This window comes from Fimbriimonadaceae bacterium (assembly GCA_019638775.1).
Lineage (GTDB): Bacteria > Armatimonadota > Fimbriimonadia > Fimbriimonadales > Fimbriimonadaceae > JAHBTD01.
In genome coordinates this window covers 876,767-899,635 of sequence record JAHBTD010000001.1, presented here as the reverse complement: position 1 = coordinate 899,635, position 22,869 = coordinate 876,767, and the positions used below count along the sequence as shown (strand labels likewise).

Here is a 22,869-nt window from a genome sequence, read left to right as displayed (position 1 = left end):
TTCAAGCAAAAATAGCGGCCTTGGTCCCAAGACCGCTATTCATGTAAGGCCGAAAGATCAGGGATAGATGCTCTTCTGAACCGAGAACATCCTGCGGTTGAGCTGCTGAAAATGGAGCCGCTTGGAGTGCCCGTCACACCACAGCAAGTTCGAGCCGCCTCGGTGGAGCAGATTGAAATGCTTGATATAGGTGTCGGGGTTGATGGGGGCGTGATCAAGCCAATCTGGCCCCTGCAAGAAGTTGCACACTGGGGCAGGGAACTTGTGCTCCCACGCCGCAAGGGTATAGGCCGGTTCCTCCACTTCCGAATCGTTAACACCGGTTGTCACGGCAAAGCCCGCCAGGCTGGTCGTGATGCTCCTCGCTCCAGGACCGTACTCCTGCCCACTTGCCAACGGGTTTGTGACGTAGTACTTGCTTGCATTCGTGGACGAAAAGTAGTTGTAGGCCATCGCCGTTTGCCATTCCGAAGGCATACTCGGGCAGCGCTTGAGCCCGCGACTTTTAATGTAAGGATCAAGCCCACCGGGCCGCTCCGGTCCCGTCGCAGGCTTGTTGACGTCGCCTAAAAACGTGCCCGTTCCGGGGTCGTTGTTGTTGTCGTAGCCGATCCACATCTGTTGCTGGTTGAACTGCGGTCCGGCGTCCGTCTCCGAGGAAGCAGGCACCCAACTGTCGTCCCAGTCGGTCTTGTACATCATGAATGCCATGCCGAACTGCCTCATATTACTGATGCAAACGACTTGCTTGGCGGTCTCCTTCGCTTGAGCAAAGACGGGGAACATAATCGCTGCCAAGATCGCAATGATTGCAATGACGACCAGCAGTTCAATCAAAGTAAATGCCTTACGGCGACGCATTTTCTCACCTCGCGCAGTATCCCTGTCAGAGATCAAAAGACCTCGGATACATTGTTTTTGCGCACCCTCACTTGCACAGCCTTCCCATGCTTTCAAGGCACATGCTCCAATTTGGAAGCGGACTTAGTTTAACCGCAACTCGTCAAAACTCCAAATTGGTGACTGTAACCGCACGACGGCATGATCTCGGTTACCCGTTGTTTGTTTTGAGCAATTCCACAAAGTGTTGCAGTGATTCTTGCCACGATTCGCCGATTGGGGTAGGCCGATATTCGATGCGCAAGGGTGTAACGGAGATGACCGCTTTCTCGATCCAGCCCACGCCCTCAAGGTTCGCCAAAGACTGCGAGAGCGCTCGCGGAGTGATGGAGGGCAGCGACGCTTTAACCTCTTTGTGCCTCCGCGCACCCGAAAGAACGCTGTAAAGAGCGGGAAGAGACCACTTGTCAAAGGCCACATCCTGAGCCATCTGCTCTCGCGCAAGTTCAACCACACGGGCACAAGCTGCTCCAAAAACCTCCCCCTGAGGCGTCAGCAGATACTCGGGACGCCAAGGATGCCCGTAGCCTGGATTCTTGACAACCCATCCCCGTTCAATCAGATAACTCAGCGTTTGCTTCGTCGCTCCCTCGCTCGCACCCGTTCGGTAGACTAGCGTGACCAGCTTGGCGCCCTCAGACCCCCACAACTCCGCAATGATGCCTATCGCGTGACGGTGATGGGTAAGAGCGAGAAGAAGTTCGGGGTTCTGCATCATTTGACGAAAGGACTTGACAATATAAATATATTTGATATATTTTATTATGTCAATGCTTGTGGGTCTCCCACCGGCAGGAGGTGGTTCAGTGAACGATTTAGGTTATCTCGGAAAGTTAGTTTGTTCGTTAGAAGTCAAGGATTACAAGGCCTCGGCGGCCTGGTATCGCGATGTGCTTGGATTTGAGGTCTCCTGGGAGAACGAAGAGATGGGGATGTGCTTCATCAAAACCCCGGTCGAAGGGGTTCACCTCGACATCTCGCAGGTCGAAGAGCCACAAACACGAGGCGGAGCCACGCTTGTCTGGTCCGTCAAGGATATTGGCTCGGCGAGGCAGCTGCTTGAGGAGAGAAGCGTTGCATTCGACGGACCAACGCGTGAATTCGGCGGGATGGTCAAGCTTGCAACCTTCTTCGATCCTGATGGAAATCGGCTGATGCTTTATGAGTCAGCGGGAGCCTAACCTGCTTTCGTGGATTTATAGCTTCGCTATTGCTTCCGCGTGGCTTAGTCCTTGCAGGCGCACTCGCTTATTCCTTGCCGTGTGCCCCCGAACGAGGGTGACACTGCTCTTAGAGATCTTTAACTGCTTGGCAAGAACATCGATCACTGCCTCATTGGCCTGACCGTCGGTAGGAGCCGCAGTAACCCAAACCTTAAGCGTTACGCCATCCGGAGACTCCACCTTGTTCCGACTGCTGCGAGGAATGACCTTAACGTCGAACTCGCAGAAGACTTCATCAGGCATCGTTACTCGCCAGAGGCAGACGCGGAGCCTTGGTCAAGCTGTGCCTCAGTGAGAACAATCTCCTCAGAGCCGTGGACAATCGCATGGGTGGGAGTAGGTGTTTGCTCGGCAAGGACCGTCGAAAGCTGATCTTCCAAGAGCGTACGGAATTTGCTCAAGTACCGCTTCTTCTCAAGCTGCAATTTCTCGATGCCCCACCGAAGGTCCAAAAGCCTCGCCTCGTGCTGCTCCTCAATCTCGGCAGCGTGTCGTCGCGTCTCCTCAAGAATCCGCTCCGACTCTTGTCGAGCCTCGACCAATGCGTCATCATATTCGCGCTGTGCGCGAATCACGGCATCCTTCAAAGTTTGCTCCTGAGACTTAAACCCCGCGAGCTCACCCTCCAGAGCGCGCACCCGATCAGCAAGGGCTCCAATTTGGGATTCGTAATCCTTGATAAGGGTTTCCACGGCATCGCGGCGGTAGCCACGAAAGGCACGCGGCAAGGAGTTTGCGCTTGATAGATCGGAATTCATGATAGGCCCCAGCGCCTCCCCCGACCCTATTTTACTGTTTTCTCACTTTCCGTCTTTGATTTTGTTTTCCACTTTGCGCAGATTGGCCTTGGCAGCCTCATCGCTGGGATTGATTTTGAGATAGGCCTGCCATACGCGTTTAGCGTCGGTGAGCCTACCAAGTCGATCGTAGGAGTGGGCAAGAATCCGGTAAGTGTTTGCGTGAGGCGTCGGGCTGCGCTTGATCGACTTCTCCAGGAGAGGAGGAACCTTGGCATACGCCTTCTTCATGAAGTAAAAGTTCGCTTCCGGGTAGGTGGCGTTAGGATCAGTCGGGTTCTGATTACGGAATCTGACGTAGACGGCAAGGGCTTCTGTCTGCTGCTCGGTGCTTTCAAGCAGCCATCCCAAATTCGTGGCGATATCCTCATCCTTGGGGAAGAGCAGGTTGAGCATCCTCAGCGATTGGATGCATTTCGGGAAATCACCATCCTTAAACCACTTGTCGTTCTGGTTGGACATGCGATTGGCAGCCGTATCCCAAATCTCTTCGACACGGTTTTGCGCGGCCACCGGTAGAGCGACCACGATGAACAGTACTGCCAGACACAAACGATTCATTGCTTATCCAACGCTTCCCGAACGATCTCCTGAACAAGGTCGGGCTTGGCCTGACCCTGGCTCATTTTCATCACCTGCCCCACAAAGAACCCGATGACGTTTGTTTGTCCTGCTTTGTATTTTTCGACAGGTCCCTGGTTTTCCGATAGGACTTTTGCGCAAAGAGCCTCAATCACACCTCGATCGGTGATCATCGACTTGCCGCTCGCCCTCAAAATCTCAGTCGGCATCTTGCCCGACTCAAACACCTCGGCAAACATCTCTTTTGCCATTTTGCCGCTGATCTCGCCTGCCGCGATCAGCTTTGTAAGGTCTACAAGATGCGCTGGACTTACCTTGCTTTGACGTGGCGACAGGCCCGTTTCGTTGAGGAGTTTTGCAAAATCCGAACGCATCCAGTTAGACACGGTCTTCGCTTCGCCCCCAGCCTGAACGCAGTCTTCAAAGTAGGCCGCCCAAGCCTTATCGGCAACAAGTTCAGCCGCCTCTTTAGCTTCAAAGCCGTAATCGCGCTGATAGCGCAATTGCTTTGTTAAGGGCAGTTCCGGGATCGACTTGCGCAGAGACTCGATGTACTCCTCGTCAAACTTCATCGGCACAAGGTCAGGATCCGGGAAGTAACGATAATCGTTCTCCTGCTCCTTGACGCGCATAAGATAGCTCGCCTCTTTAGCTTCGTTCCATCCCCGGGTCTCTTGCTTGATCGCCTCTCCTGCCTCAAGCAAAGCCGTTTGCCGCTTAACTTCGTACTGAACGCCAAGCTGCATCGCACGAAAGCTGCCAAGGTTCTTCAGTTCGGTCTTCGTGCCGTAAGTCTCCGAGTCAGCCTTTCGCACCGAAATGTTGGGTTCGCATCGCAGCGAGCCCTCCTCCATCTTTCCATCGCAAACATCAAGGTAAAGCAGCAGTTGCCGAAGCTGGACAAGATACTCTTTAGCTTCATCACTGGACGAAACGTCGGGCGGGAAGTCCGTCACAACCTCCATCAAAGGAACCCCCGAGCGGTTGAAATCCACGCCGCTGCCCCCAGTCGGCAAGTGCAGCAGCTTTCCGGTGTCCTCCTCAAGGTGGACGCGCCGAATCCGTATCTTCTTGGTGCCCCCATCAGGAGTGGGAATCTCAAGGTAGCCGTAATAACCAAGAGGGTTGGTCTCACCATACTGGCTGATCTGATAGCCCTTGGACAGGTCGGGATAGAAGTAGTTCTTTCTATGGAAGAACGAATCCATCGCGATCTTGCAGTTCAGGGCTAACGCCGTTCGCAGCACCTTCTCAATGGCAGCCTTATTTGGGACCGGGAGCGCCCCAGGCAGACCGAGGCATACCGGACAAGTCCGTGTGTTAGGCTCGCCGCCAAACGCCACCGGACAGCGGCAAAACATCTTAGACTCGGTATTGAGCTCAGCGTGAACTTCAATGCCCACGCTCGGAATCCAGGTCTGCATTGGGCTCAGTTTACCGGTGGAGAGCCGCCCGCGACAGCATTTATCCCGCGGCTTGAATAACCGCCCAGATAGCGAAGCCAATCAGAATCAAAAGCAGCAATCCTGTGCCGCCAATAATCCCAACCCAGGCATGAGCGGCGCCAGGCAGGCCGGGGTTCTCCTTAATGTTTTTGAGGCCCTTGACGCCAAGGACGATCGCGGTTGGTGCCAAGAAGATCGTGAAGCATGGCACAAGCGCAAAAACGGCGCAGTAGTAGGCTGCCAGCGCATTCGCATTTTTGGTTGGAATGAGTGTCTGCATCCCATCGTTTGGGCCACGCTGATATTGGCCTTGTCCGTGGATCGGTGCTTGTTCGGGTGGACGGCTCCAATCGGTGCCACCATGGCTCTGTACGGGCGGGGCTTGTTGTCCCGATTCTTCCGGCTTATGTTCGTCGGACATTTCGTATCTCTAATTCGGCCCGAAAAGGCCTTCTTCCTGCTTGTAAAACTAATGAGTGCGAACAAAAGCTTTGAGTTGGAGGCGATCAACCGAGTAGACCATCTGCTTCACGTATCGGGCAGGGCCTACCGCCCGTAACAGCACACGAACTTTGTTTGTGGTTGGGTTGATATACCGTCCATACGGGCGGCTCAAAATCGCTTCCGTATCCTTGACGGTCTGTGAGATCGGCAGGGTTTTCACAAGTTCATAGCCACTCGTTTGCCAATTCCAAACGTAGACGAATTGCGTCGTTCGCGGTGGTCCAGCGGTGGCGAATGTGACGCTCAAGGAGTTCACGTCGTCGGGATCGTCCGGCACCGAAAACTCGCCCTGTAGAGCCGCAACCAGTCCGAGTGAAGGAAACGGCGCGCCAAACACAAAGTACATAGAGCCATCCGTGGTGCGCAAACTTCCGATATTCCCCCCACCGAAGTTGCCCGTGAACACGCTTGCCGTTTCTACGTCGAAGTCGATCTCATCAATTTGTGTGACAGCATCGAGCGCGGCAAGCGCATTGACACGTCCAAAGTTCACCCACGTTCCAACGTTGTCACACGATTGCTCAAGGTAACTCCTGATCTCGACACTCGTCGCCGACAGCCCTGCCCGACTCCACACCAGCCCAGCAATGCCGCTCACAATGGGAGCGGAGTAGGATGTGCCGCTATGGGTGGCATAGCCGCCCCCAAACTCCGTGCTGTAAACGTCAAGACCGGGGGCCGCAACATCCACCCAAGTTCCAAAGTTGCTGAATTCCGCACGTTCATCGTTTTCGTCGGTGGCACCAACCGAAATCACATTCGGAAATGCAGCAGGATACAGGGGAAGGCTGGTATTGCTGTTGCCCGCCGAGCCCACAACAACCGCGTTCTTGACTGTCGTCGCATAATCAATGGCGTCCTTCATCGTCAAACTCGGGATCGATCCACCAAAGCTCAAATTGATAACGTTTGCCCCGTTGTCGGCCGCCCACGCAATCCCCTCTGCCGCCGACGAGTTCGGCACTCCAAAGTTTCCGCCAACGCGAACGGGAAGGATGCGGCAGTTGAATCCGGTCCCAGAGATTCCGACACCGTTATCCGTTGCGGCTGCTGCCAAACCGGCGACAAAAGTGCCGTGCCCCAGTTCGTCGCTCGGGTCGCTATCGTGATCGAATGTGTCTGTTCCAGCCAAAAGCTTCGGTGCGAGGTCCTCGTGATTCAGTTGCACGCCGGAATCGCAGATCGCCACCGTCACACCGATAGAGCCAAAGCTGACGTCCCACGCCTGCGGACTGCGCACATTTTGATGATGGTATTGGAGCGCAAATCCCGGGTCGTTCGGAATGTAGCTGTAGTCGTTGATATAGTTGGGCTCAGCGTAAACAACCGCGGCCTTCAATTTTCGAAGCTCATGGAGCGCCTGCGTAGGCGTCATGCTTGGCGCAAGCGTCATTCGGGTGACGCCAAGTCTGGAGATCACACTTGCCGACTGGACCCTATAACGAGCGCTAAACGCAGTCTGAACAAGCGAAGTGCCAGGCTTGAACTTCACCAACACCTCGCCCGGCATATACCGCGCACCCGGCGATTGGGCCTGAGCACAAGCCGAGAATGCCAGCGTGATGAGATAAACAAGCCTCCGCAACATCAGTACTCCCAAGTTCATTGTAATGGCGATCTTGCTCGAACATAGAGAAAGAATCGATTTCCAGCCAGATTGTTCGAGACAAAAGTCAAAGAGCGGTGCGAAGAACATTCGCGCCGCTCTTTTGTCGATGATCTCCGGCCTTATCCGCCGAGGCCAAACGCTCGAAGAATCGCCCGTGTGATCGTCTCGATCATGTAAGCGACGTAGTCGTCGTCGTGGTCATGTCCGTCGGGCTGACTGTCGATATGGAACTCGCGGCTGGTGATGTAGTTTCTCCAACCACCCATCGGGGGTTCCATGTTGGCAAGCATCTCCTTGATGGTGCCTTCGCCGCCGCGCTGAGGAATACGAGCCAACAGCTCGGGTGCGTTTGCCAGGTAGTACGACACCGCCGCATGGTTTGTCGAGGACTGCGCCAGATACTCCGCAACCGAATACTCGGGTCGGTCGTTCTGTGTGTGCCACACGAATCCGTAGTCGGCCTTGCCTGCTTCCATCGTGAAGAACCCAGGAACGCCATACGGGATGAACGACGCGTGGTCAGAGGAACCGCCGCGTGGGAAGTTCGCAACGACGTTGAGCCTCATCGGCATATCAGGGAAGGCCTTTTGCACAGGCGCAATGGCTTCGGAAAGCATCTTCTCATGCTCGGCTAAGCAGGAGTATCCGCCCTGATAGTTGGTGCCACCGTCGTCGTTGAGAACGGCAGAGACCTTCGTCATCGTGTCCTTGTGCTTCTCAGCATAAGCGCGCGATCCTAGCAGACCCTGCTCTTCACCCGTCCACAGAATGAAGCGAATCGTTCGCTTCGGCTTTGCCCCGACGGCATTCAGGATTCGGGCGGCTTCCAGCGTGACGGTGGTGCCTGTTCCGTTGTCATTAGCGCCCATCGAGCCCGGGCCGTCCCAGCTGTCTAGGTGCCCACAGATGATCACCACTTCGTCGGGCTTCTCGGTTCCAGGAATCTCGGCGATGACGTTGTACATCTTCGTCGGGCCCTTGATGAAACGGTTCTCCATGTCGAATTCAAGCTCGACGTTCGTGTTGAACACAAGGTAGCCCGTGATCCGATCATAGTCCGACTTTCGAATGCCGATGCGTCGCTCGGTCGGCAGGTTGTCCCAGTCCAAGCCAACAAAGCGTCCACTCGTATGAACCCGCTCATCAGCCGCTCCATACACCCGTCCGTGAATGCCCGCGTTATCAATCTTGGTCTTCAGGTCATTGCCCGCTCCGGCTTGCGGCGCGCGCATGCCCCATCGGCTTCGCGAAACAACCCAAGCGCCCTTGAGCTGATCCTTCACCTTCTCAAACTCTTCCTCGGTCTGGGGCTCCATCACGGCCTTTCCACGCAGGGGGCCGTCGGTTCCCGGCGACCATGAAGGTGTCGTAAAGACCATTTCGGCCTCGTAAGGAGCGACCATCTTCGCCGATTGTCGTTTGCCACGTTGGAACGAAACCGCCATCTCGCCCCATTGCTCCAGATGAACGTTTTCGCAGCCGAACTTCTTAAACTGCTCTGCTGCCCATTCGCATGCTTTTTGAGCGCTGATCGAACCGGTAAGGCGTGAACCGATCTTCTTTGTGAGATGGTTCAAGTGAACCATAGACTGGTTTCGATTCTTCCCCTCGTTGATAATCCTGTCGATTGTCGGGTCGCTCGATTGGCTGAATCCAATGGCTGCGCAAGCCATCGCCACGAGTATAAGTGAACGTTTCATGGTTTATTGTTCTCCAAAATTGCTGGGATTCCTGTTCCATGAAAATACCCTTCTTATCGCGCGACTTGGCTGTTCGTTCGAGAGAAACTGCATGAAGGATCCAACAAGGGCTTTGGATTAAGGCAGATTCGGTGTGCCTCAATTCCTGCAAAAAGACCGCCTTCATCGCCCCCCACTGGCGTATAATTCTCAGTTAGTCCCCCAGTGAACTCGCGAAACGAGCGACTTGTGCCGGGCTATCTGCGTCTGAGGAAAAGAGTCGTTCGAATGGCTGGGTGGGATCAAGCCGTTCCACGCATTCCCGTTGATGCTGCAAGGGGTTTCTGTTTGTAAATTCTGGGTGGGGAACGCCATGCGCCGAGAAGACGTGGCAAAGGTTAGAGCATGACGAAATACATCTTCGTGACAGGCGGTGTGGTGAGTTCCATCGGAAAAGGGATTGCCACAGCAAGTCTTGGGCGACTGCTGCGTAATCGCGGCTACACGGTCGCGCCCCTCAAGCTCGATCCCTATATCAACGTCGATGCTGGAACGATGAACCCCTACCAGCACGGCGAAGTTTTTGTCACAGAAGACGGCGCCGAGACCGATCTCGACCTCGGTCACTACGAGCGCTTTATCGATGTGAACTGCTCGTCAGGCTCCTCGATCACCACAGGCAAGGTTTATCTCTCGGTCATCCAAGCCGAACGCAGAGGCGACTATCTCGGCGGCACCGTTCAAGTGATCCCCCACGTCACGAACGCCATTAAAAAAGGCATCGTCGATATCGGCAAGCAGCAAGAAGCCGACATCGTCATCGCCGAGATCGGCGGCACCGTTGGTGACATCGAATCTCTTCCGTTTATGGAAGCCATTCGACAGATGCGCAAGGACGTCGGCCCCGAGAACACGATGTACGTCCATGTGACGCTCATCCCAACAGTTGGACCTTGGGACGAAATCAAAACCAAGCCAACGCAGCACAGCGTTATCAAAATGCGCGAGATCGGCCTCTCCCCAGATGTCCTGATCTGCCGAAGCGAAGTCCCGCTCCCCCAAGACGTCAAAGAGAAGATCAGCCTCTTCTGCGATGTTCAGGAGCGAGCTGTGATCGAATCGCTCAATGTCGAGACGATTTATGAAGTCCCGCTCCGATACGATGCGATGGGACTTGGTGATTTTGTAGTGGAGCGCCTTGGCCTGGAGCCCCGCCCGAGCAATCTGGCGGAGTGGTCCAGCCTGGTGGACACACTCAAAAACCCCAAGTCGACCTGCCGCATTGCGATGGTAGGAAAGTACACCAGCAACGGCGACGCTTATAAGTCGATTGGCGAAGCCTTGATCCACGCGGGCATACCGAATCATGCGCGGGTCGATATCGAGTGGATCGAAAGCGACTCCTTGGAAGATGGTCGACCGCCAGAAGATTTTCTGCAAGGCATGGATGGACTCATCGTTGGCCCCGGCTTCGGTGGTCGCGGCATCGAAGGAAAAATCAGCGCGATCCAATACGCACGCGAGACCGGCTTGCCGTTCTTCGGCATCTGTCTTGGAATGCAAATGGCGGTCATCGAATATGCACGAAACGTGTGCGGGCTCGAAGGCGCGAACTCCGAAGAGATGTTCGAGAACCCACCCTTCCCGGTCATCCACATCTTGCCCGAGCAGAAAAACATTTCTGACAAGGGCGCGACCATGCGTCTCGGCTCATGGCCCTGCAACCTGGTGAACGGGACGCTTGCTCACAAGCTCTACGGCTCCACACGAATCGAAGAGCGCCACCGCCATCGCTACGAAGTTAATAACGACTTCCGTGAGAAGCTCGCTGAAGCGGGGATGGTGATCTCCGGCGTGTCGCCCGATTATCGTCTCGTCGAAATGATTGAGGTGCCCGGGCATCCGTTCTTTGTGGGTACCCAAGCTCACCCAGAGTTTAAGAGCCGCCCCAATCGCCCACACCCTCTGTTCCGAGGACTGGTCGAAGCAGCTATCCGGCATAAGAGCCGGGTCAGTGTGCAGTAGGAACGATCAACGCGGTTCAACCAGCCATCGTCCATCGATCTCCGATCTCTGATCGCCGATAGCTGATAGCCGATAGCCGATAGCTGACCGCTGATCGCCAAATAGAGAAACCCCCGCTCTGCCGCGCGGGGGTTCTCAGGGGGGATATAACAGAGGCTCTCCTTAGATTCAGCCGCCAAGGCGCCGTCTGTGCAGTCTCGAAGATGTTGTTGCTATGCGTTCTCTTCAAGCCCCGTGCCATTTGACGGTATGTACAACAAGTCCGCCTTTCTAAGCGTGAGAATCCAGTAGTTGTGCGAGGCCAGAGGGCAACACCACGCACGGGCTTTGCGTCTTACCGCCTTTGCGAGAAACTAAGAGAGCCAACAACTCACACCAAAGCAGAGGCAACCCCAGCAACACCAACGCTCAGGCTTCGCGTCTTTGCGAGAAACGAGAAACGACAAGCTGTTTGGGCTTAGAAAAGCCTTCTAAAACCCAATTTCCTACCTATACCCTGCAAAATTGCCAGGAACCTGCCGAACCATTACAGTGGACCCTTCCCAGGTCCCTCATTAAGGAGAAGCACCCCAAGGATGCCGGCTGAACGAAAGACAAATCGTACCGAACGCGCTGTAAGTATCAGCGTGGCGAGTGAGATTACGGGAGTCGAAGTACACACTTTGCGCTATTGGGAGAGTGAATTCCTCCCTTTCCTGGAACCCATTCGCACTGACGGTGGCCAACGCCGGTACCGCCCTGAAGACATTCAGACGGTCTTTCTCATCAAGAAATTGTTGAGAGACGACATGTTCAGCATTGCGGGCGCAAAGCGGCACTTGGCAAGACTGGCCCGATCCCAGGCGGCCTAAGCCATGAAAACGGAAACGCTCGTTCAAGAGATACGCGAACTCATCCGCAACCAAAATATGCTGGCGGCGCAGGAACTGCTGCTGCAAGCATTGAACGAGTACCCCGATCTGCCCGATCTTCATATCCTGCAAGGGATGCTCCATTGCTATACGCAAAAGGAGAACGAGGCTGTTGACTGTCTAGAGAATGGCGCAGACTCTGCCCTGGCCCCCGAACTCGCAAAGCTTCTTTCCGACTACTATCACTGCCGCCGACTGATGGTCTCCAAGCTTGGAGCAAGCGACAAAGGCGCAGACAAGATCGAAGCCCGCATACGAAAATTTGCCCCTGCAAAGCCCACAGGCGTGGGCATCAAGCTCAGCGCCTGCCTCATTGTCAAGAACGAAGAGAACCACCTGGAACGCTGCTTAAAGAGCATCGAAGGCCACGTCGATGAGATCGTCGTAGTGGACACTGGCTCAACCGATCGTACCGTTGAGATTGCCGAATCGTTCGGTGCAAAGATCGGACACTTCGAGTGGTGCGACGACTTCTCAGCTGCCAGAAACGAAAGTCTCAAACTGGCTACAGGAGACTGGGCGCTCTGGATCGACGCCGACGAAGAGGTAGACCCCAAGAGCTGGAAAACGATTTCAGAAGCGCTGACAAGGCCCCAATTCGGCGGCTACTTCATCGAGATCGTCAACTTTATCCGCGATAATTCTGAAGCCGACCGATTTACACACTGTCCCGTTCGCCTGTTCCGCCTCGTGGATGGAATCAAGTTTACAGGTCGAATTCACGAGCAAGTTACACCCGCGCTCGACGAACTCGGACTGCCCAACGCACGGCTCGAAAACGCACGGATGAACCACTACGGCTATGTCCCTTCCATGATGGAGGAGCGAAACAAAGCCGAGCGAACGATCCGGATGCTTGAGCAAGAAGTTCGCGAAAGCCCGAACGATGCGTTCCATTGGTTTAACCTCGCCAACGCCTATCACGTTGGACAGAAGCACGAAAACGCCGTCCAAGCCGCCAAGATGAGCCTGCGGTTCATGCACCCCGGCAACGGATTCATCGGCCTCGTGTATCAGCTTTACGCCGGGTCGCTCACCGCGCTCGGCCGCCCAGAAGAGGCCCTCGCCGTCTGTCAGGAGGCCAAACAGGCCGGACAGTTCAGCATCATCAACGCCTTCGAGGAGGCCCACGCCCTTTATCGGCTCGAAAGATTTGAGGGAGCCCTATCGGCTGTCAACGCATGTATGGCGATGCCCTGGGAAGCAGGCTCGACCGGCGATTACGGCATCGTAACTTACAAGAGCCACCTGCTAAAGGGCAAAATCCTTGGCGGCATGGGGCGATACGAAGAGGCGCTGGACTGGATAGGGCAGGCCCTGTCTGTCGATCCCGGCTTTGCCATCGCCATCTACCAGAAGGGATGGACGCTGGAGCGGCTGGGCCGCTACGAAGAGGCCGTTCAGGTTCTAAAGTCGCTCGAATGCGACGCTTTCTGGGCCGTCCCTGCAATGAGCATTATCGGGCAGTGCCTGCATGAGCTCGGTCGATCGGACGATGCGGCCAAATACTTTGAGTCGGCCTGGAGAATCGATCCCGCAAATGTCAGCCTGTGGGTCAGTTGGGTGAAGATTTGCGAGGCAAGCGGCGACGCTCAGAGCATGATTCGAGCCTACGAGGCCTATTCGAAGCACCACGATCCAAACACCGATGTCCTCATCAATTGGGGACGAGCTTTGGCCGCAACAGGGGACAACGAAAAGGCGATGCATTGCTTCACCGAAGCAATCAAGCGCGACCCCGCAAATCCAAACTCATACTTCAATTTCGGCGATTTCCTTTACTCAGTTGGCCAGTACGCCGATGCGGCACAGATTTATGAAAACGGCCTTCGGATCGACTCTGGAAACGCGCAAGCATGGTTTGTGATGGGCAACTGCTTGGCCCAGCTTAACCTTTTGGCCGCCGCTCAATCCTCTTACCATCAGGCTCTATCCTTGCAGCCTGGACATAGCCAAGCAGAGCACAATCTAAGGATTGTGAGCGGTGCTTCCGGTCTTGCCGAAACGGCAGCCTAACTCGCTTTTCGTCTAACATTTGTGCGTACAATCATCGCAAGGAAGACTTGCAATGTTGTTACCGGTACTTGCTCTCATGCTGTTAGACACACCCGCCGATATCCAGTCGATGACCGCCCAGGTTGAGGCAAATCGCCTCAAAGCCACGGTCGAAAAGCTGGCCTCTTATCCCAACCGCAACACCAACTCCGACACGCTCACACAAGCTGTCGAATGGCTAGCCGACGAGTATCGGAAGATCCCCGGACTGCAGGTCGAGATCATGAAGTATCCGGTGAAGCAAGGGCGCAGGATTGTCGCCGACAAGGAGGTTGTGCAGGTCATCGCCACCCTCCCCGGCAAAACCGACCGCCGGATCATCGTCGGTGGACATATCGACACCATCAACGTCTCCCCCGGAACCGACCCCCTCACCGAGCGTTCGCCTGGTGCAAACGACGACGCCAGCGGCGTCGCCCTGGCGCTTGAACTCGCAAGGATCATGAGCGGGCAAAAGTGGGAGCAGACGCTATGCTTTGTGGCTTGGAGTGGCGAAGAGCAGGGCCTCTTCGGTTCGGGAGCGATGGCCAAGCGAGCGAAGGACGAAAACTGGAAAATCGACGCCGTATTCAGCAACGACACGGTTGGCTCGTCAGGGAATCTCTCTGGGCAGAAGAACGACAAGGAGATTCGCGTTTTCAGCGAAGAGACCGCATCTGGTGCGGAGGTTCGCCATAACAGTCGCGAACTCGCCCGCTTTATCGAGTGGGCGACCCGAGGGAAAGTGAAAGACTTTGGCGTCAAACTCGTCTTTCGAAAAGACCGCTTTGGAAGGGGTGGCGATCACACGCCCTTCAACCAGCAGGGATTTAACGCGGTGCGCTTCATCGAGGTGCACGAAGAGTACGCTTGGCAGCACACCGTCGAAGATCTTCCGAAGCACATGGACTTTAACTATCTGGCGAACGTTGTCCGACTGAACCTCGTAGGCATGGCGACACTCGCAATCGCTGCAGAACCGCCAACAAATGTGCGAATCGACATGCGCCAAGGTCACGACACGACCGTCAACTGGAGGGGAGCGCCGGACACAAAGTACGTCGTTTACTGGCGAGAGACGACATCGCCGGTCTGGCAGGGTTCTTTCGATGCGGGCTCCGCGTCAACCTACACCGTGAAAGGGATCAACAAAGACGATCATGTGTTTGCGGTCGGAGCAGTTGGGGGCATCCCCGTCGAAGCTCGTTAAACGCGTTCGGGACGCCGCCTAGGGAGGCGAAATCGGTCCGATCACCGGATTGTCGATACTGGTAGTCGGGCTTGTTACAGGTTGCGTTGGCTCTGGTTCTTCGGTAGCCGGTGGTGTGATCTCGTGCAGATAGCCCTCGCTGGTCGTTTCTTTGATGAGGACGGCTCGAACATGGAGCTCAATCTTTTGGTCACTGAGTTTTGCAAGCCGGTCTTGCATAGACTTCACGGTTGCAGGATCAAACGAGTACGGAGATCGTATAACGGCAGTAATCGTCGTGATATCTGCATGAGAAGCGATCCGTAGTTCAGCAAGGTAGACACCCGGAAGCTCATCAAGGGACCGATTAAGCTCATCTCGAATCTCAGCTTGATAGCGCTGAGCCGCGATCGTGTTGACGAAGTTGACAGAAAGCACAACAAAAAGAATCAAAAGGAAGACACCGCTCACACCATTCCTGACCAGATAGGATTGGCGATTCTCACGCTTGGATGTGATCTGGTGGAGCCCATGCAGCCACATCACCGCCGAAGACGCAACCTGAATCGCGACAAGGTTCGTCAGAAAAAGCACGAAGCCGCCCACGGCTAAACGAGTATCCCCCCGAGCGAGACAGATGCCGCAGGTAGCGAGAGGCGGGACGAGCGCGGTTGAGATAGCCACCCCCACCAGCCCAACGCTCAACCGAGGCGAGACGGTTGCGTAAGCCCCCGCCGCACCGCCAGCAAGCGCGATGACAAGATCAAGAACATTCGGCTTGGTGCGCGAAAGGATCTCGGCGGTCAAAGGCAGGGCTTGATGAATCGTCCCAATGAGGATAGAAATAGACAGAACAACGGCAACGCCCACAGCCTCGGCAGCCAAGGCTCGGCGCAAAAGTTTGTTGTTGCCATCCACAAGCGCAAGCGCAAGCCCAGTGATCGGCCCAAGCAGCGTGGCGATAATCATCGCTCCGATAACAACTGCGGAACTGCCCGCAAGAAGTCCGTAGGATGCGACAACCGCTGCAAGCGCGTTCATCGTAATGAAAGGAACGGTCGTCGCGGCGTTGCGAGTGATGTCCAGACGAAGCAGTGTATGCGGGCCGAGACCCGATTCCCCTTTGCTCTCTGTCACGGCCCCGTTTGCCAAAGTAATCTATTGTGCCTCATCACAGAGTCAAGCTGGAGTCCCGGTGAACCTGCCAGGGTGGCGAAAATGTGGTATAATTGAATTAGTCAAATCCGACGCACGTCGGAGCGGGGGACCCACTCAATAGGGGTGAATCCGATCTAATCGGAAGAGTACTTTCGGCTCTAATCCGCCAGCTAACCTCGCAGACACATCGAAAGAGATAGGCTCGAAGCACAGTCGCTTGAGGCTTTCTCACCGACCGACAAATTGGAGAGGTGACCATTGAATATCGATTCAATGAGCAATCGGCTGTTTGTGGCTGACCTTATCAAGCGTGTTCGCTCTATCAGGGGCGAGCCCGTCAGCAACAAGGAAAAACTGGAGAAACTCGACGCCATAGCACGCGGCATCGATTGGGAATACACCGCTTGCATGAGCAAGTTAGAACAAGCAGAGCAGCTTGGCCGTGGAAAGCGTACAAGAGCCCTCCAGAAGTACAAAGAAGTCCTCAAACGGAGCATGCAGTTCGTCACGACGACCGCAAAGCGGATCGCCGGGAAGAACGCAGGACATGTGGGTTTCAATTATGAACCCAGCTATTTGGCTCATCCCAGATGGGATAAGCAAGGAGAACCTCCCTCCAATGCCGGAGGCGTCGATTCGGCGTGAGAACTCTTTTGTTCTTTGTCTGTAACGAAGTTGTTGCAGACCCGGCGTAGAAATATAGGAGAATACTAAGTGAACCCGATCCAAACATTCGAAACAACACTCGTCAAAATCTGGACATCCGAAGAATCCGGCGTTGAGAAGGCCAAGCGTCTTCACGGCGTAGGATTCGCGATTCAGCGGTACGTTCGCCGCGTTCGCGATCAGGCGAAGACAGAAGAGAATCAAGACCTCTTCAAGACTCGAGCCCGAGAACGAGCGCTCAACTACCTGGAATCACTCGCATCGGAATGCAGATTCTTGGCCTTTGTTTGTTCGGATGCAAAAGCAGCAACCGCAAAAAACTAACTAAGGAAGTGCAGCATGAGCGAAAACATGGAGCAGTGGCGTCACATTGATGGCGGCGGAGCACTCATCGAAAAAGAGTACATCCGTATCAAACTGCAGCATGGCAATCCCGCCGAAGTCGGCGTAAATGGATGTGCCATCGAAGACGTAATTGAAGTCCTCATTCAGAAGATTTTGGACTTCCAGGGCCGCAAGTTGTCCTGTGAAGAGAACAAAGTTGCTCTCTTCCACCTCAGCGAGGCTCAGGAAGCGCTCGTGTTGCGTCGAAGACTGCGCGCCGAACAAGGCGTGATAGGAACGAATAAACAGCACTCGAGCATGCCTTCTGAAAACAAGGGCGAGCCAGGCGAAACTTTGACCTTCCCGAAGTTCTCGTCGTGATGATGGAGCGGTGAGGCGCAAACCAAGCGCTGTCGCCACTTCCCGGAATGCGAAAAGCTCCCAAGTTGAAATCAACTTGGGAGCTTTTTTGGGTGATCAGAGATCGGAGATCAGAAATCGGAAATCGGAGATAAGCGTTCAGAGATCGGCTCCCCGCTCCTCACCACTCACTATTCACTACTCACGACTCACTACGCTATCTGTGCCCGCGTCTCTTTCAGCCTCTCCATCGACTTGTGCAGACCTTCTCGCTCTTCCGCCGTAACGGTCGGCTCAAGGATCTCAATCACGCCCGCACGACCAACCCGCGTGGGAAGAGAAAGGCAGGTGTCGCTGATGCCCAGCTTTCCGGTCTGCCAAGCGGATACCGGAAGTGCCTCTTTGGAATCCTTGGCAATGGCATGAACCACTTCGGCGATGGAAACGCCGACGGCGCGGCCCGCGCCACCCTTCAAGCGAATCACTTCCGCCCCCGACTTCTTCGTGAAGTCGAAAATCTCGTCGCCAAGCGCCGGAGTAAAGCCGGGAATATTTGCAAACGGAACGCCCTTGATGTTCGCCGTCGACCAAATCGGGACCATCGAGTCGCCATGCTCGCCGAGGATAAGAGCATCCACGTCCAGCGCACCCACCTTCAAGCGGTCGGCGATGAGGCTGCGGAATCGGCAAGTATCAAGCACGGTGCCCAGACCAAGAACCTGGTTCACGGGAAGGATCTCGCTCTCCACGGTGAGCTGCGTCAAAATGTCGACCGGGTTGGAGACGACGATGATCGTCGCACCCGCGTTCAGCTTGACCTTTTTGAGCTCGTCGAGGATGCCTCGAAACAATCCAACGTTGCGGTTGATCAGCTCCAAGCGCGACTCGTCGGGCTTGCGGCGCAAACCGGCGGTGATGACCACACAGTCGCTGCCGTCGACGACTTCATAGCCGCCGCTGGTAAACGTCTGGTTGGACGTCAGGGCCGAACCGTGGCGCAGGTCCAGGGCCTCACCGGCGGCCATGTCCTGATTCATGTCCATCAGGGCGATCTCGGTCACGATCCCGCCAAGTTGCAAAACAAAAGCCGCATCCGATCCGACGCGGCCCCCTCCTCCGATGATACTGACTTTCATTTCTGGTGAATTCCTTGTAGGCGCTGTGCCTTCTTAGCCTAATTATGGCACTCGGGCAGTGGGCGGGATGGGGCCCGATTTGGGCTGCGCCGTGACAAACGATCCAAGAAACATGAGCCGCCCTGCCGCGATTCGATGCTGGCCACACATAGAACCACGGCAAAAAGCCAAGAGCCGAGATCGGCTCCCCGCTCCTCACCACTCACTATTCACTACTCACTACTCACTACTCACTACTCACTACTCACTACAAACCGCCACTCCGTTCCCAGTTCAAAGGATCGCCGTAGTCATTCGTGACCACTCCAAGCTTGTTCAGCGCGGCAAGCGCCAACACCCGCCGTGCTGCCGAGAACGTCAGGATGTGCGCGATGATCCCGCCGAAGGTGAACGCCTGTGGCGGATCGCACAGCCCGTCCACAAACTCGGTGTCATACAGACGCTCTCTTTCGATCCGTTCTAGTAACGTAAGCAATCCCTGTCCCGACTTGCGATGCCGCTCCTTCAAGCCTGCAAGCGTTGTGTCGCGCCCCTCCTGAATGCAGCTTTCCCCATTCACAGCAGCAAGCCAAACCTCCTGTGTGAAGATGATCCAGTCGAGCGTACTCCGCACATCGGGGTGCGGGTCGTTGAAGACGACCGGCTGGGGAAGGTCAATCGTCGGTTGATCAAGTTGCTCGTCAGATAAAGTTCCGGCAAGCTGGATAAGGCGATCCACGTGCCATACGTGGTGCCTCATCATGCGTTCAGTGATATTCATGTTCATTCTCTCCTTTCTTCGGATGATCAGTCCGTAAGGGTGGAAGTGAATCCCCGCCGTGCTGGGCAGCGCCCACGCAGGCAAATCCGCGGTTCGGTGTTCGCTCGGCGAAACCCCGAACTCAGCTCGAAACGCACGAGAAAAGCCTTCCAGCGAGTCATAACCCGCTTCGATGGCGATCTCACTTACGCTGAGCTTGCTCGTTCGCAACTGCCATGCCGCCCGCTCCAAAAGCAGCCGTTTGCGGATGCTCTGCACCGGCTCGCCCAACTCTTCACTCAAAGAGCGCGAGTAGTGCGATCGGCTGTAGGCGGCCTGCTCGGCCAGCTCCCTCACTTTCGGGGCGCGGTCGAGAATCCACTGCAGCAATTGGTCTAGGTTCTGTACTTCCATCGGACTGTCGAAAGAGAGTGTGCGATGACGGTCTGATGAAAAGTTTGACGGATTGTGCGGAGGTTGTGGGGGCTGATCAGATTTCCCCTCCCTCGTCAACTCCGAAGGATTGATGAGGGAGGGGATTAAGGGGAGGGAGACCGAACGACTCTGTCCACCTACAGTCCGATCCTCATCACGACCAGTGGCACGAGGAAGGGCTCTGATCCCTCCACAACGGAGGGTACAAACGCATCATTCCAACTCAAGGATGAGCTTCGTGCCTGCATAAAAGCCCTCCCCGTCAGCCTGAATCAGCCCTTTTGATCGCTTCATGAGGAAATGCCAAAGTGGAGCGATACGATCCAGAGTCTCGTTGCTATCCTTGCCACCGAATAGAACCTGAACGGCAAGAATCCCTGCGCAGTTCTTTAGACACTTCTCGACTCTTCGACGTTTGAAAAACGAACCTTCGAGCGACTCCAAAAACTCTTCAATCTCTTCCTCAAAGACTTCATCACCCGGACAAGAGATTTCCAAGACCGCGATCTCGCACTCACCAAAGCTCAGGACAAACGGCTCCTCGGTGGTGAGGGAGTACTCCTTATTGACCGTAGTAAATGCTGCCTGAATTTCACTAAGCGCAGGCAGCGAAGATTCCGAAAAGAAGCGCATGTAGTACGCCATGCGGTGATTATGGGAGCAGAAGTTCAGTCTTCCCAACTTGCCAGAATGATCTTTGCCTCTGTCGAAACCTTGGTGACCTCACCTTTCCGGTTGTCGATTCTTGCAAGTTCTTCCACACGATCCCGGTGGGCATTCAGATGGTAGGAAAGCTGGATAGCAGCAATGCGCATTTCAGGATGTTCGTGATTCAGACCGAACTCTGCAGCATGAATCATCTTAGTGACAATCTCCTCATCCAGCCGATATTTATCTCCCCAACTGCGCTTGGTAGCAATGTTCGCGAGACCATGAACAGCCGAGTGCTTAGTTTCGACGCTCGCCTTAGGATCATCAAGCAAGGCAAGAAACGTTTCTGCGTCTTGCTTGGACTCAGTCCCCCAACGGCACAGCCCCACGATCGCCCAATCGCCTAGCGAAGGATGTCCCTTATGATTCTTCAGAACATCGTGCAGAAACGCCCGAGCCTTCTTTCCACCCACACAACCGATCTTTTCCAGGCAATAGGTGCGCATGTCTGGACGACCTTCGGTGCCATCCATAAGCTCGTAGATTCGAATGAGGAGTGGGATGACTGGACGGTACTGAAGCTGCCCCAGAAGGTTCACCAAAGTCCACAGTTCGTTGCTATCCCGACGAACCATCTCCAAAAGCCATCGGTCATTGCGGGACAGTCTTTTGTTCACACAACCATTGTATTACTCTTCACCCCCAACCCCCTCCTCATGAAGTCTCGGACGTTGACAAGGAGGGGGCTTTAATTACACCTCAAACTTAATCCCCTGCGCCAGCGCAGGCTTCTCCCGACCGTAGAACGTCGTGCTGGTTTGCCGTCGCATATACGCCTTCCACGCATCCGAGCCCGACTCTCGCCCGCCGCCGGTCTCTTTTTCCCCGCCAAACGCCCCGCCGATCTCGGCTCCACTCGTACCGATATTCACATTCGCAATGCCGCAATCGCTGTTGCGTTTGAAGTATTCGGCGTCGCGGACGTCCGTCGTCATGATCGCCGAACTAAGCCCCTGCGGAACAGCGTTATGAATCTCAAGCGCCTCCTCAAGCGTGTCGTAAGGGATCACATAAGCGATCGGCGCGAAGGTCTCGGCAAAGACCGCTTCCGACTGCTTCTCCAGCCGCACCAGCGCGGGATGCACGTAGTAGCCGTTCGGGAATTTGTCGCTCAAGACCCGCTCTCCGCCCACAACCTCCATCGCCTCATTCTGGATTCGCGCAAGGGCGGACTGCATCCCGTCAAAAGCCATTTTGTCGATGAGCGGCCCCACCAGCGTTCCGGCTTCAAGTGGATTCCCAACCTTGGTCGATCCGATCTGCAGATAGGCGTCTTTGAGCGTGCTAAAAACCTTGTCAATCAGGCTTCGGTGGACGATCACGCGCCGTGTGCTGGTGCAGCGCTGGCCCGCCGTGCCGACGGAACCGAATAGGATCGACGGAATCGCAACGTTCAGGTCTGCCGATGGTGTGACGATGATCGCGTTATTGCCGCCAAGCTCCAGCAGCGAACGGCCAAACCGCGCCGCAACCTTCGGCCCGACGATGCTGCCCATTCGGGTCGATCCGGTCGCGCTGATGAGCGGCACTCGGTGGTCATCCACCATTTGCGCGCCCTGCTCGGCAACGCCAAGAATGACTTGGCTCAAGGCGTCTGGAGCCCCTTCAAAACCGCGACAAACCTCGTCGAACAGGCTTTGGCAGGCAAGAGCCGTGAGGGGAGTTTTCTCGCTGGGCTTCCAAAGGCAGGAGTCGCCGCAGACCAGCGCCAAGCTTGCATTCCACGACCACACCGCGACGGGGAAGTTGAACGCGCTGATGATCCCGACCGGCCCGAGCGGGAGCCAATTCTCGTGCATCGCATGGTTTTTGCGCTCGCTTTGAATGGTAAGGCCGTAAAGCTGGCGGCTGAGCCCAACGGCAAAGTCGCAGATGTCGATCATCTCCTGGACTTCGCCCCGGCCCTCCTCAAGGAGCTTTCCACACTCCATCGTGACCAGAACAGCCAAATCCTCTTTATGTGCTCTTAGCTTCTCGCCAAGCCGCCGCACCAGTTCGCCCCGATGCGGAGCCGGAACCTCGCGCCAAGCCTTGAACGCTTCCACGCTCTTGGCGATCTTGGCGTCCACCTCGGCCTTAGTGTCCAGCTTCAGTCTGGCAAGCTCCGCGCCGTCGATGGGAGAAGTGACGGTCAGGTCGGAGCCGGAAAAGGCGGAAAGGTTGGGGATGAGGCGGTTCAGTAAGTCTTGGTGTGCAGACATGCTCATAGGTGTACCTGGGGAGAGGCCTTGAGCGTTAGGCGTTCTGGCGTTTCGGGAGAGTGCAGATCACACTCCCCTCCCCATGGACGAAGTCTTAGGGGGAGGGGATAAAGGGGTGGGGTTGTCCAACTGGCCCGACTCACCATTGACCCCCATTCCAACGAAAACGCTCAACCTCATTATCTATACAAAAAAGTCATGTATGGATTGAGATCGTTAGCATCGTTAAATGCACTCCAGT

The 22,869-nt window shown here is 55.4% G+C and carries 23 protein-coding genes; 8 read left to right on the top strand and 15 right to left on the bottom strand.

Annotated elements, in window-relative coordinates:
• Positions 1–57: 57 nt before the first annotated feature.
• Both KF784_04220 and KF784_04215 read right to left on the bottom strand, forming a co-directional pair.
• Positions 58–861, bottom strand: a complete 804-nt coding sequence (locus KF784_04220; GenBank protein ID MBX3118247.1) for a prepilin-type N-terminal cleavage/methylation domain-containing protein — start codon at positions 859–861, stop codon at positions 58–60.
• A 190-nt stretch (positions 862–1,051) separates the two neighbouring features.
• Entirely contained in the window at positions 1,052–1,618 is a 567-nt protein-coding gene (locus KF784_04215) for a helix-turn-helix transcriptional regulator (protein ID MBX3118246.1), read from the bottom strand.
• An 88-nt stretch (positions 1,619–1,706) separates the two neighbouring features.
• On the opposite strand from KF784_04215, the gene KF784_04210 reads away from it, so the two are divergent.
• Positions 1,707–2,081, top strand: a complete 375-nt coding sequence (locus KF784_04210; GenBank protein ID MBX3118245.1) for a VOC family protein — start codon at positions 1,707–1,709, stop codon at positions 2,079–2,081.
• A 15-nt stretch (positions 2,082–2,096) separates the two neighbouring features.
• Here the strand turns inward: KF784_04210 and KF784_04205 are convergent, their stop codons facing one another.
• The 7 genes from KF784_04205 to KF784_04175 form a co-directional block, all read right to left on the bottom strand.
• Positions 2,097–2,366 carry a DUF167 domain-containing protein gene (locus KF784_04205; GenBank protein ID MBX3118244.1) on the bottom strand — a complete coding sequence of 90 codons (270 nt, stop codon included), beginning with the start codon at positions 2,364–2,366 and terminating at the stop codon, positions 2,097–2,099.
• Positions 2,367–2,368: 2 nt separating this feature from the next.
• On the bottom strand, positions 2,369–2,881 hold the full coding sequence (locus KF784_04200) for a DivIVA domain-containing protein (GenBank protein MBX3118243.1): 513 nt from the start codon (positions 2,879–2,881) through the stop codon (positions 2,369–2,371).
• 42 nt (positions 2,882–2,923) lie between these two features.
• Positions 2,924–3,481 carry a hypothetical protein gene (locus tag KF784_04195; GenBank protein MBX3118242.1) on the bottom strand — a complete coding sequence of 186 codons (558 nt, stop codon included), beginning with the start codon at positions 3,479–3,481 and terminating at the stop codon, positions 2,924–2,926.
• The gene (gene gatB / locus KF784_04190; GenBank protein MBX3118241.1) at positions 3,478–4,926 is read right to left on the bottom strand and encodes an Asp-tRNA(Asn)/Glu-tRNA(Gln) amidotransferase subunit GatB; all 1,449 of its coding nucleotides are present in this window, start codon (positions 4,924–4,926) and stop codon (positions 3,478–3,480) included. Before gatB ends, KF784_04195 begins: the two co-directional genes overlap by 4 nt.
• A gap of 40 nt (positions 4,927–4,966) precedes the next feature.
• A complete protein-coding gene (locus KF784_04185; GenBank protein ID MBX3118240.1) occupies positions 4,967–5,368 on the bottom strand; it encodes a hypothetical protein in 402 nt (133 codons plus the stop codon).
• Positions 5,369–5,416: 48 nt separating this feature from the next.
• Positions 5,417–7,039 (bottom strand): S8 family serine peptidase, encoded by a 1,623-nt coding sequence (locus KF784_04180; protein MBX3118239.1) that lies wholly within the window; start codon positions 7,037–7,039, stop codon positions 5,417–5,419.
• A gap of 140 nt (positions 7,040–7,179) precedes the next feature.
• Positions 7,180–8,760 (bottom strand): M20/M25/M40 family metallo-hydrolase, encoded by a 1,581-nt coding sequence (locus KF784_04175; GenBank protein ID MBX3118238.1) that lies wholly within the window; start codon positions 8,758–8,760, stop codon positions 7,180–7,182.
• 384 nt (positions 8,761–9,144) lie between these two features.
• On the opposite strand from KF784_04175, the gene KF784_04170 reads away from it, so the two are divergent.
• The 4 genes from KF784_04170 to KF784_04155 all read left to right on the top strand — a co-directional run bounded on the left by KF784_04170 (position 9,145) and on the right by KF784_04155 (position 14,919).
• A complete protein-coding gene (locus KF784_04170; GenBank protein ID MBX3118237.1) occupies positions 9,145–10,764 on the top strand; it encodes a CTP synthase in 1,620 nt (539 codons plus the stop codon).
• A gap of 575 nt (positions 10,765–11,339) precedes the next feature.
• On the top strand, positions 11,340–11,615 hold the full coding sequence (locus KF784_04165) for a MerR family transcriptional regulator (protein MBX3118236.1): 276 nt from the start codon (positions 11,340–11,342) through the stop codon (positions 11,613–11,615).
• Positions 11,616–11,618: 3 nt separating this feature from the next.
• Complete coding sequence (locus KF784_04160) at positions 11,619–13,691, top strand: tetratricopeptide repeat protein (GenBank protein ID MBX3118235.1); 2,073 nt, start codon at positions 11,619–11,621, stop codon at positions 13,689–13,691.
• 52 nt (positions 13,692–13,743) lie between these two features.
• The gene (locus tag KF784_04155) at positions 13,744–14,919 is read left to right on the top strand and encodes a M28 family metallopeptidase (protein MBX3118234.1); all 1,176 of its coding nucleotides are present in this window, start codon (positions 13,744–13,746) and stop codon (positions 14,917–14,919) included.
• 18 nt (positions 14,920–14,937) lie between these two features.
• On the opposite strand, the gene KF784_04150 is transcribed toward KF784_04155, so the two are convergent.
• On the bottom strand, positions 14,938–16,050 hold the full coding sequence (locus KF784_04150; GenBank protein ID MBX3118233.1) for a TIGR00341 family protein: 1,113 nt from the start codon (positions 16,048–16,050) through the stop codon (positions 14,938–14,940).
• Positions 16,051–16,329: 279 nt separating this feature from the next.
• Here KF784_04150 and KF784_04145 point away from each other — a divergent pair, with 279 nt between their 5' ends.
• The 3 genes from KF784_04145 (at position 16,330) to KF784_04135 (ending at position 17,427) form a co-directional block, all read left to right on the top strand.
• Positions 16,330–16,701 carry a hypothetical protein gene (locus KF784_04145; protein ID MBX3118232.1) on the top strand — a complete coding sequence of 124 codons (372 nt, stop codon included), beginning with the start codon at positions 16,330–16,332 and terminating at the stop codon, positions 16,699–16,701.
• 69 nt (positions 16,702–16,770) lie between these two features.
• On the top strand, positions 16,771–17,046 hold the full coding sequence (locus KF784_04140) for a hypothetical protein (protein MBX3118231.1): 276 nt from the start codon (positions 16,771–16,773) through the stop codon (positions 17,044–17,046).
• Between the two features lie 15 nt (positions 17,047–17,061).
• Positions 17,062–17,427 carry a hypothetical protein gene (locus tag KF784_04135; GenBank protein ID MBX3118230.1) on the top strand — a complete coding sequence of 122 codons (366 nt, stop codon included), beginning with the start codon at positions 17,062–17,064 and terminating at the stop codon, positions 17,425–17,427.
• 191 nt (positions 17,428–17,618) lie between these two features.
• Here the strand turns inward: KF784_04135 and KF784_04130 are convergent, their stop codons facing one another.
• From KF784_04130 to KF784_04110, 5 genes are all read right to left on the bottom strand, one after another.
• Positions 17,619–18,542, bottom strand: a complete 924-nt coding sequence (locus tag KF784_04130; GenBank protein MBX3118229.1) for a lactate/malate dehydrogenase family protein — start codon at positions 18,540–18,542, stop codon at positions 17,619–17,621.
• Positions 18,543–18,789: 247 nt separating this feature from the next.
• Positions 18,790–19,695: a helix-turn-helix transcriptional regulator gene (locus tag KF784_04125; GenBank protein ID MBX3118228.1), complete on the bottom strand. Its 906-nt coding sequence runs from the start codon at positions 19,693–19,695 to the stop codon at positions 18,790–18,792.
• Between the two features lie 234 nt (positions 19,696–19,929).
• Positions 19,930–20,361 (bottom strand): hypothetical protein, encoded by a 432-nt coding sequence (locus KF784_04120; GenBank protein ID MBX3118227.1) that lies wholly within the window; start codon positions 20,359–20,361, stop codon positions 19,930–19,932.
• A gap of 23 nt (positions 20,362–20,384) precedes the next feature.
• Positions 20,385–21,044, bottom strand: coding sequence for a hypothetical protein (locus KF784_04115; GenBank protein ID MBX3118226.1), 660 nt, complete (start codon positions 21,042–21,044; stop codon positions 20,385–20,387).
• 75 nt (positions 21,045–21,119) lie between these two features.
• Positions 21,120–22,628 (bottom strand): aldehyde dehydrogenase family protein, encoded by a 1,509-nt coding sequence (locus KF784_04110; protein ID MBX3118225.1) that lies wholly within the window; start codon positions 22,626–22,628, stop codon positions 21,120–21,122.
• Between the last annotated feature and the right edge of the window lie 241 nt (positions 22,629–22,869).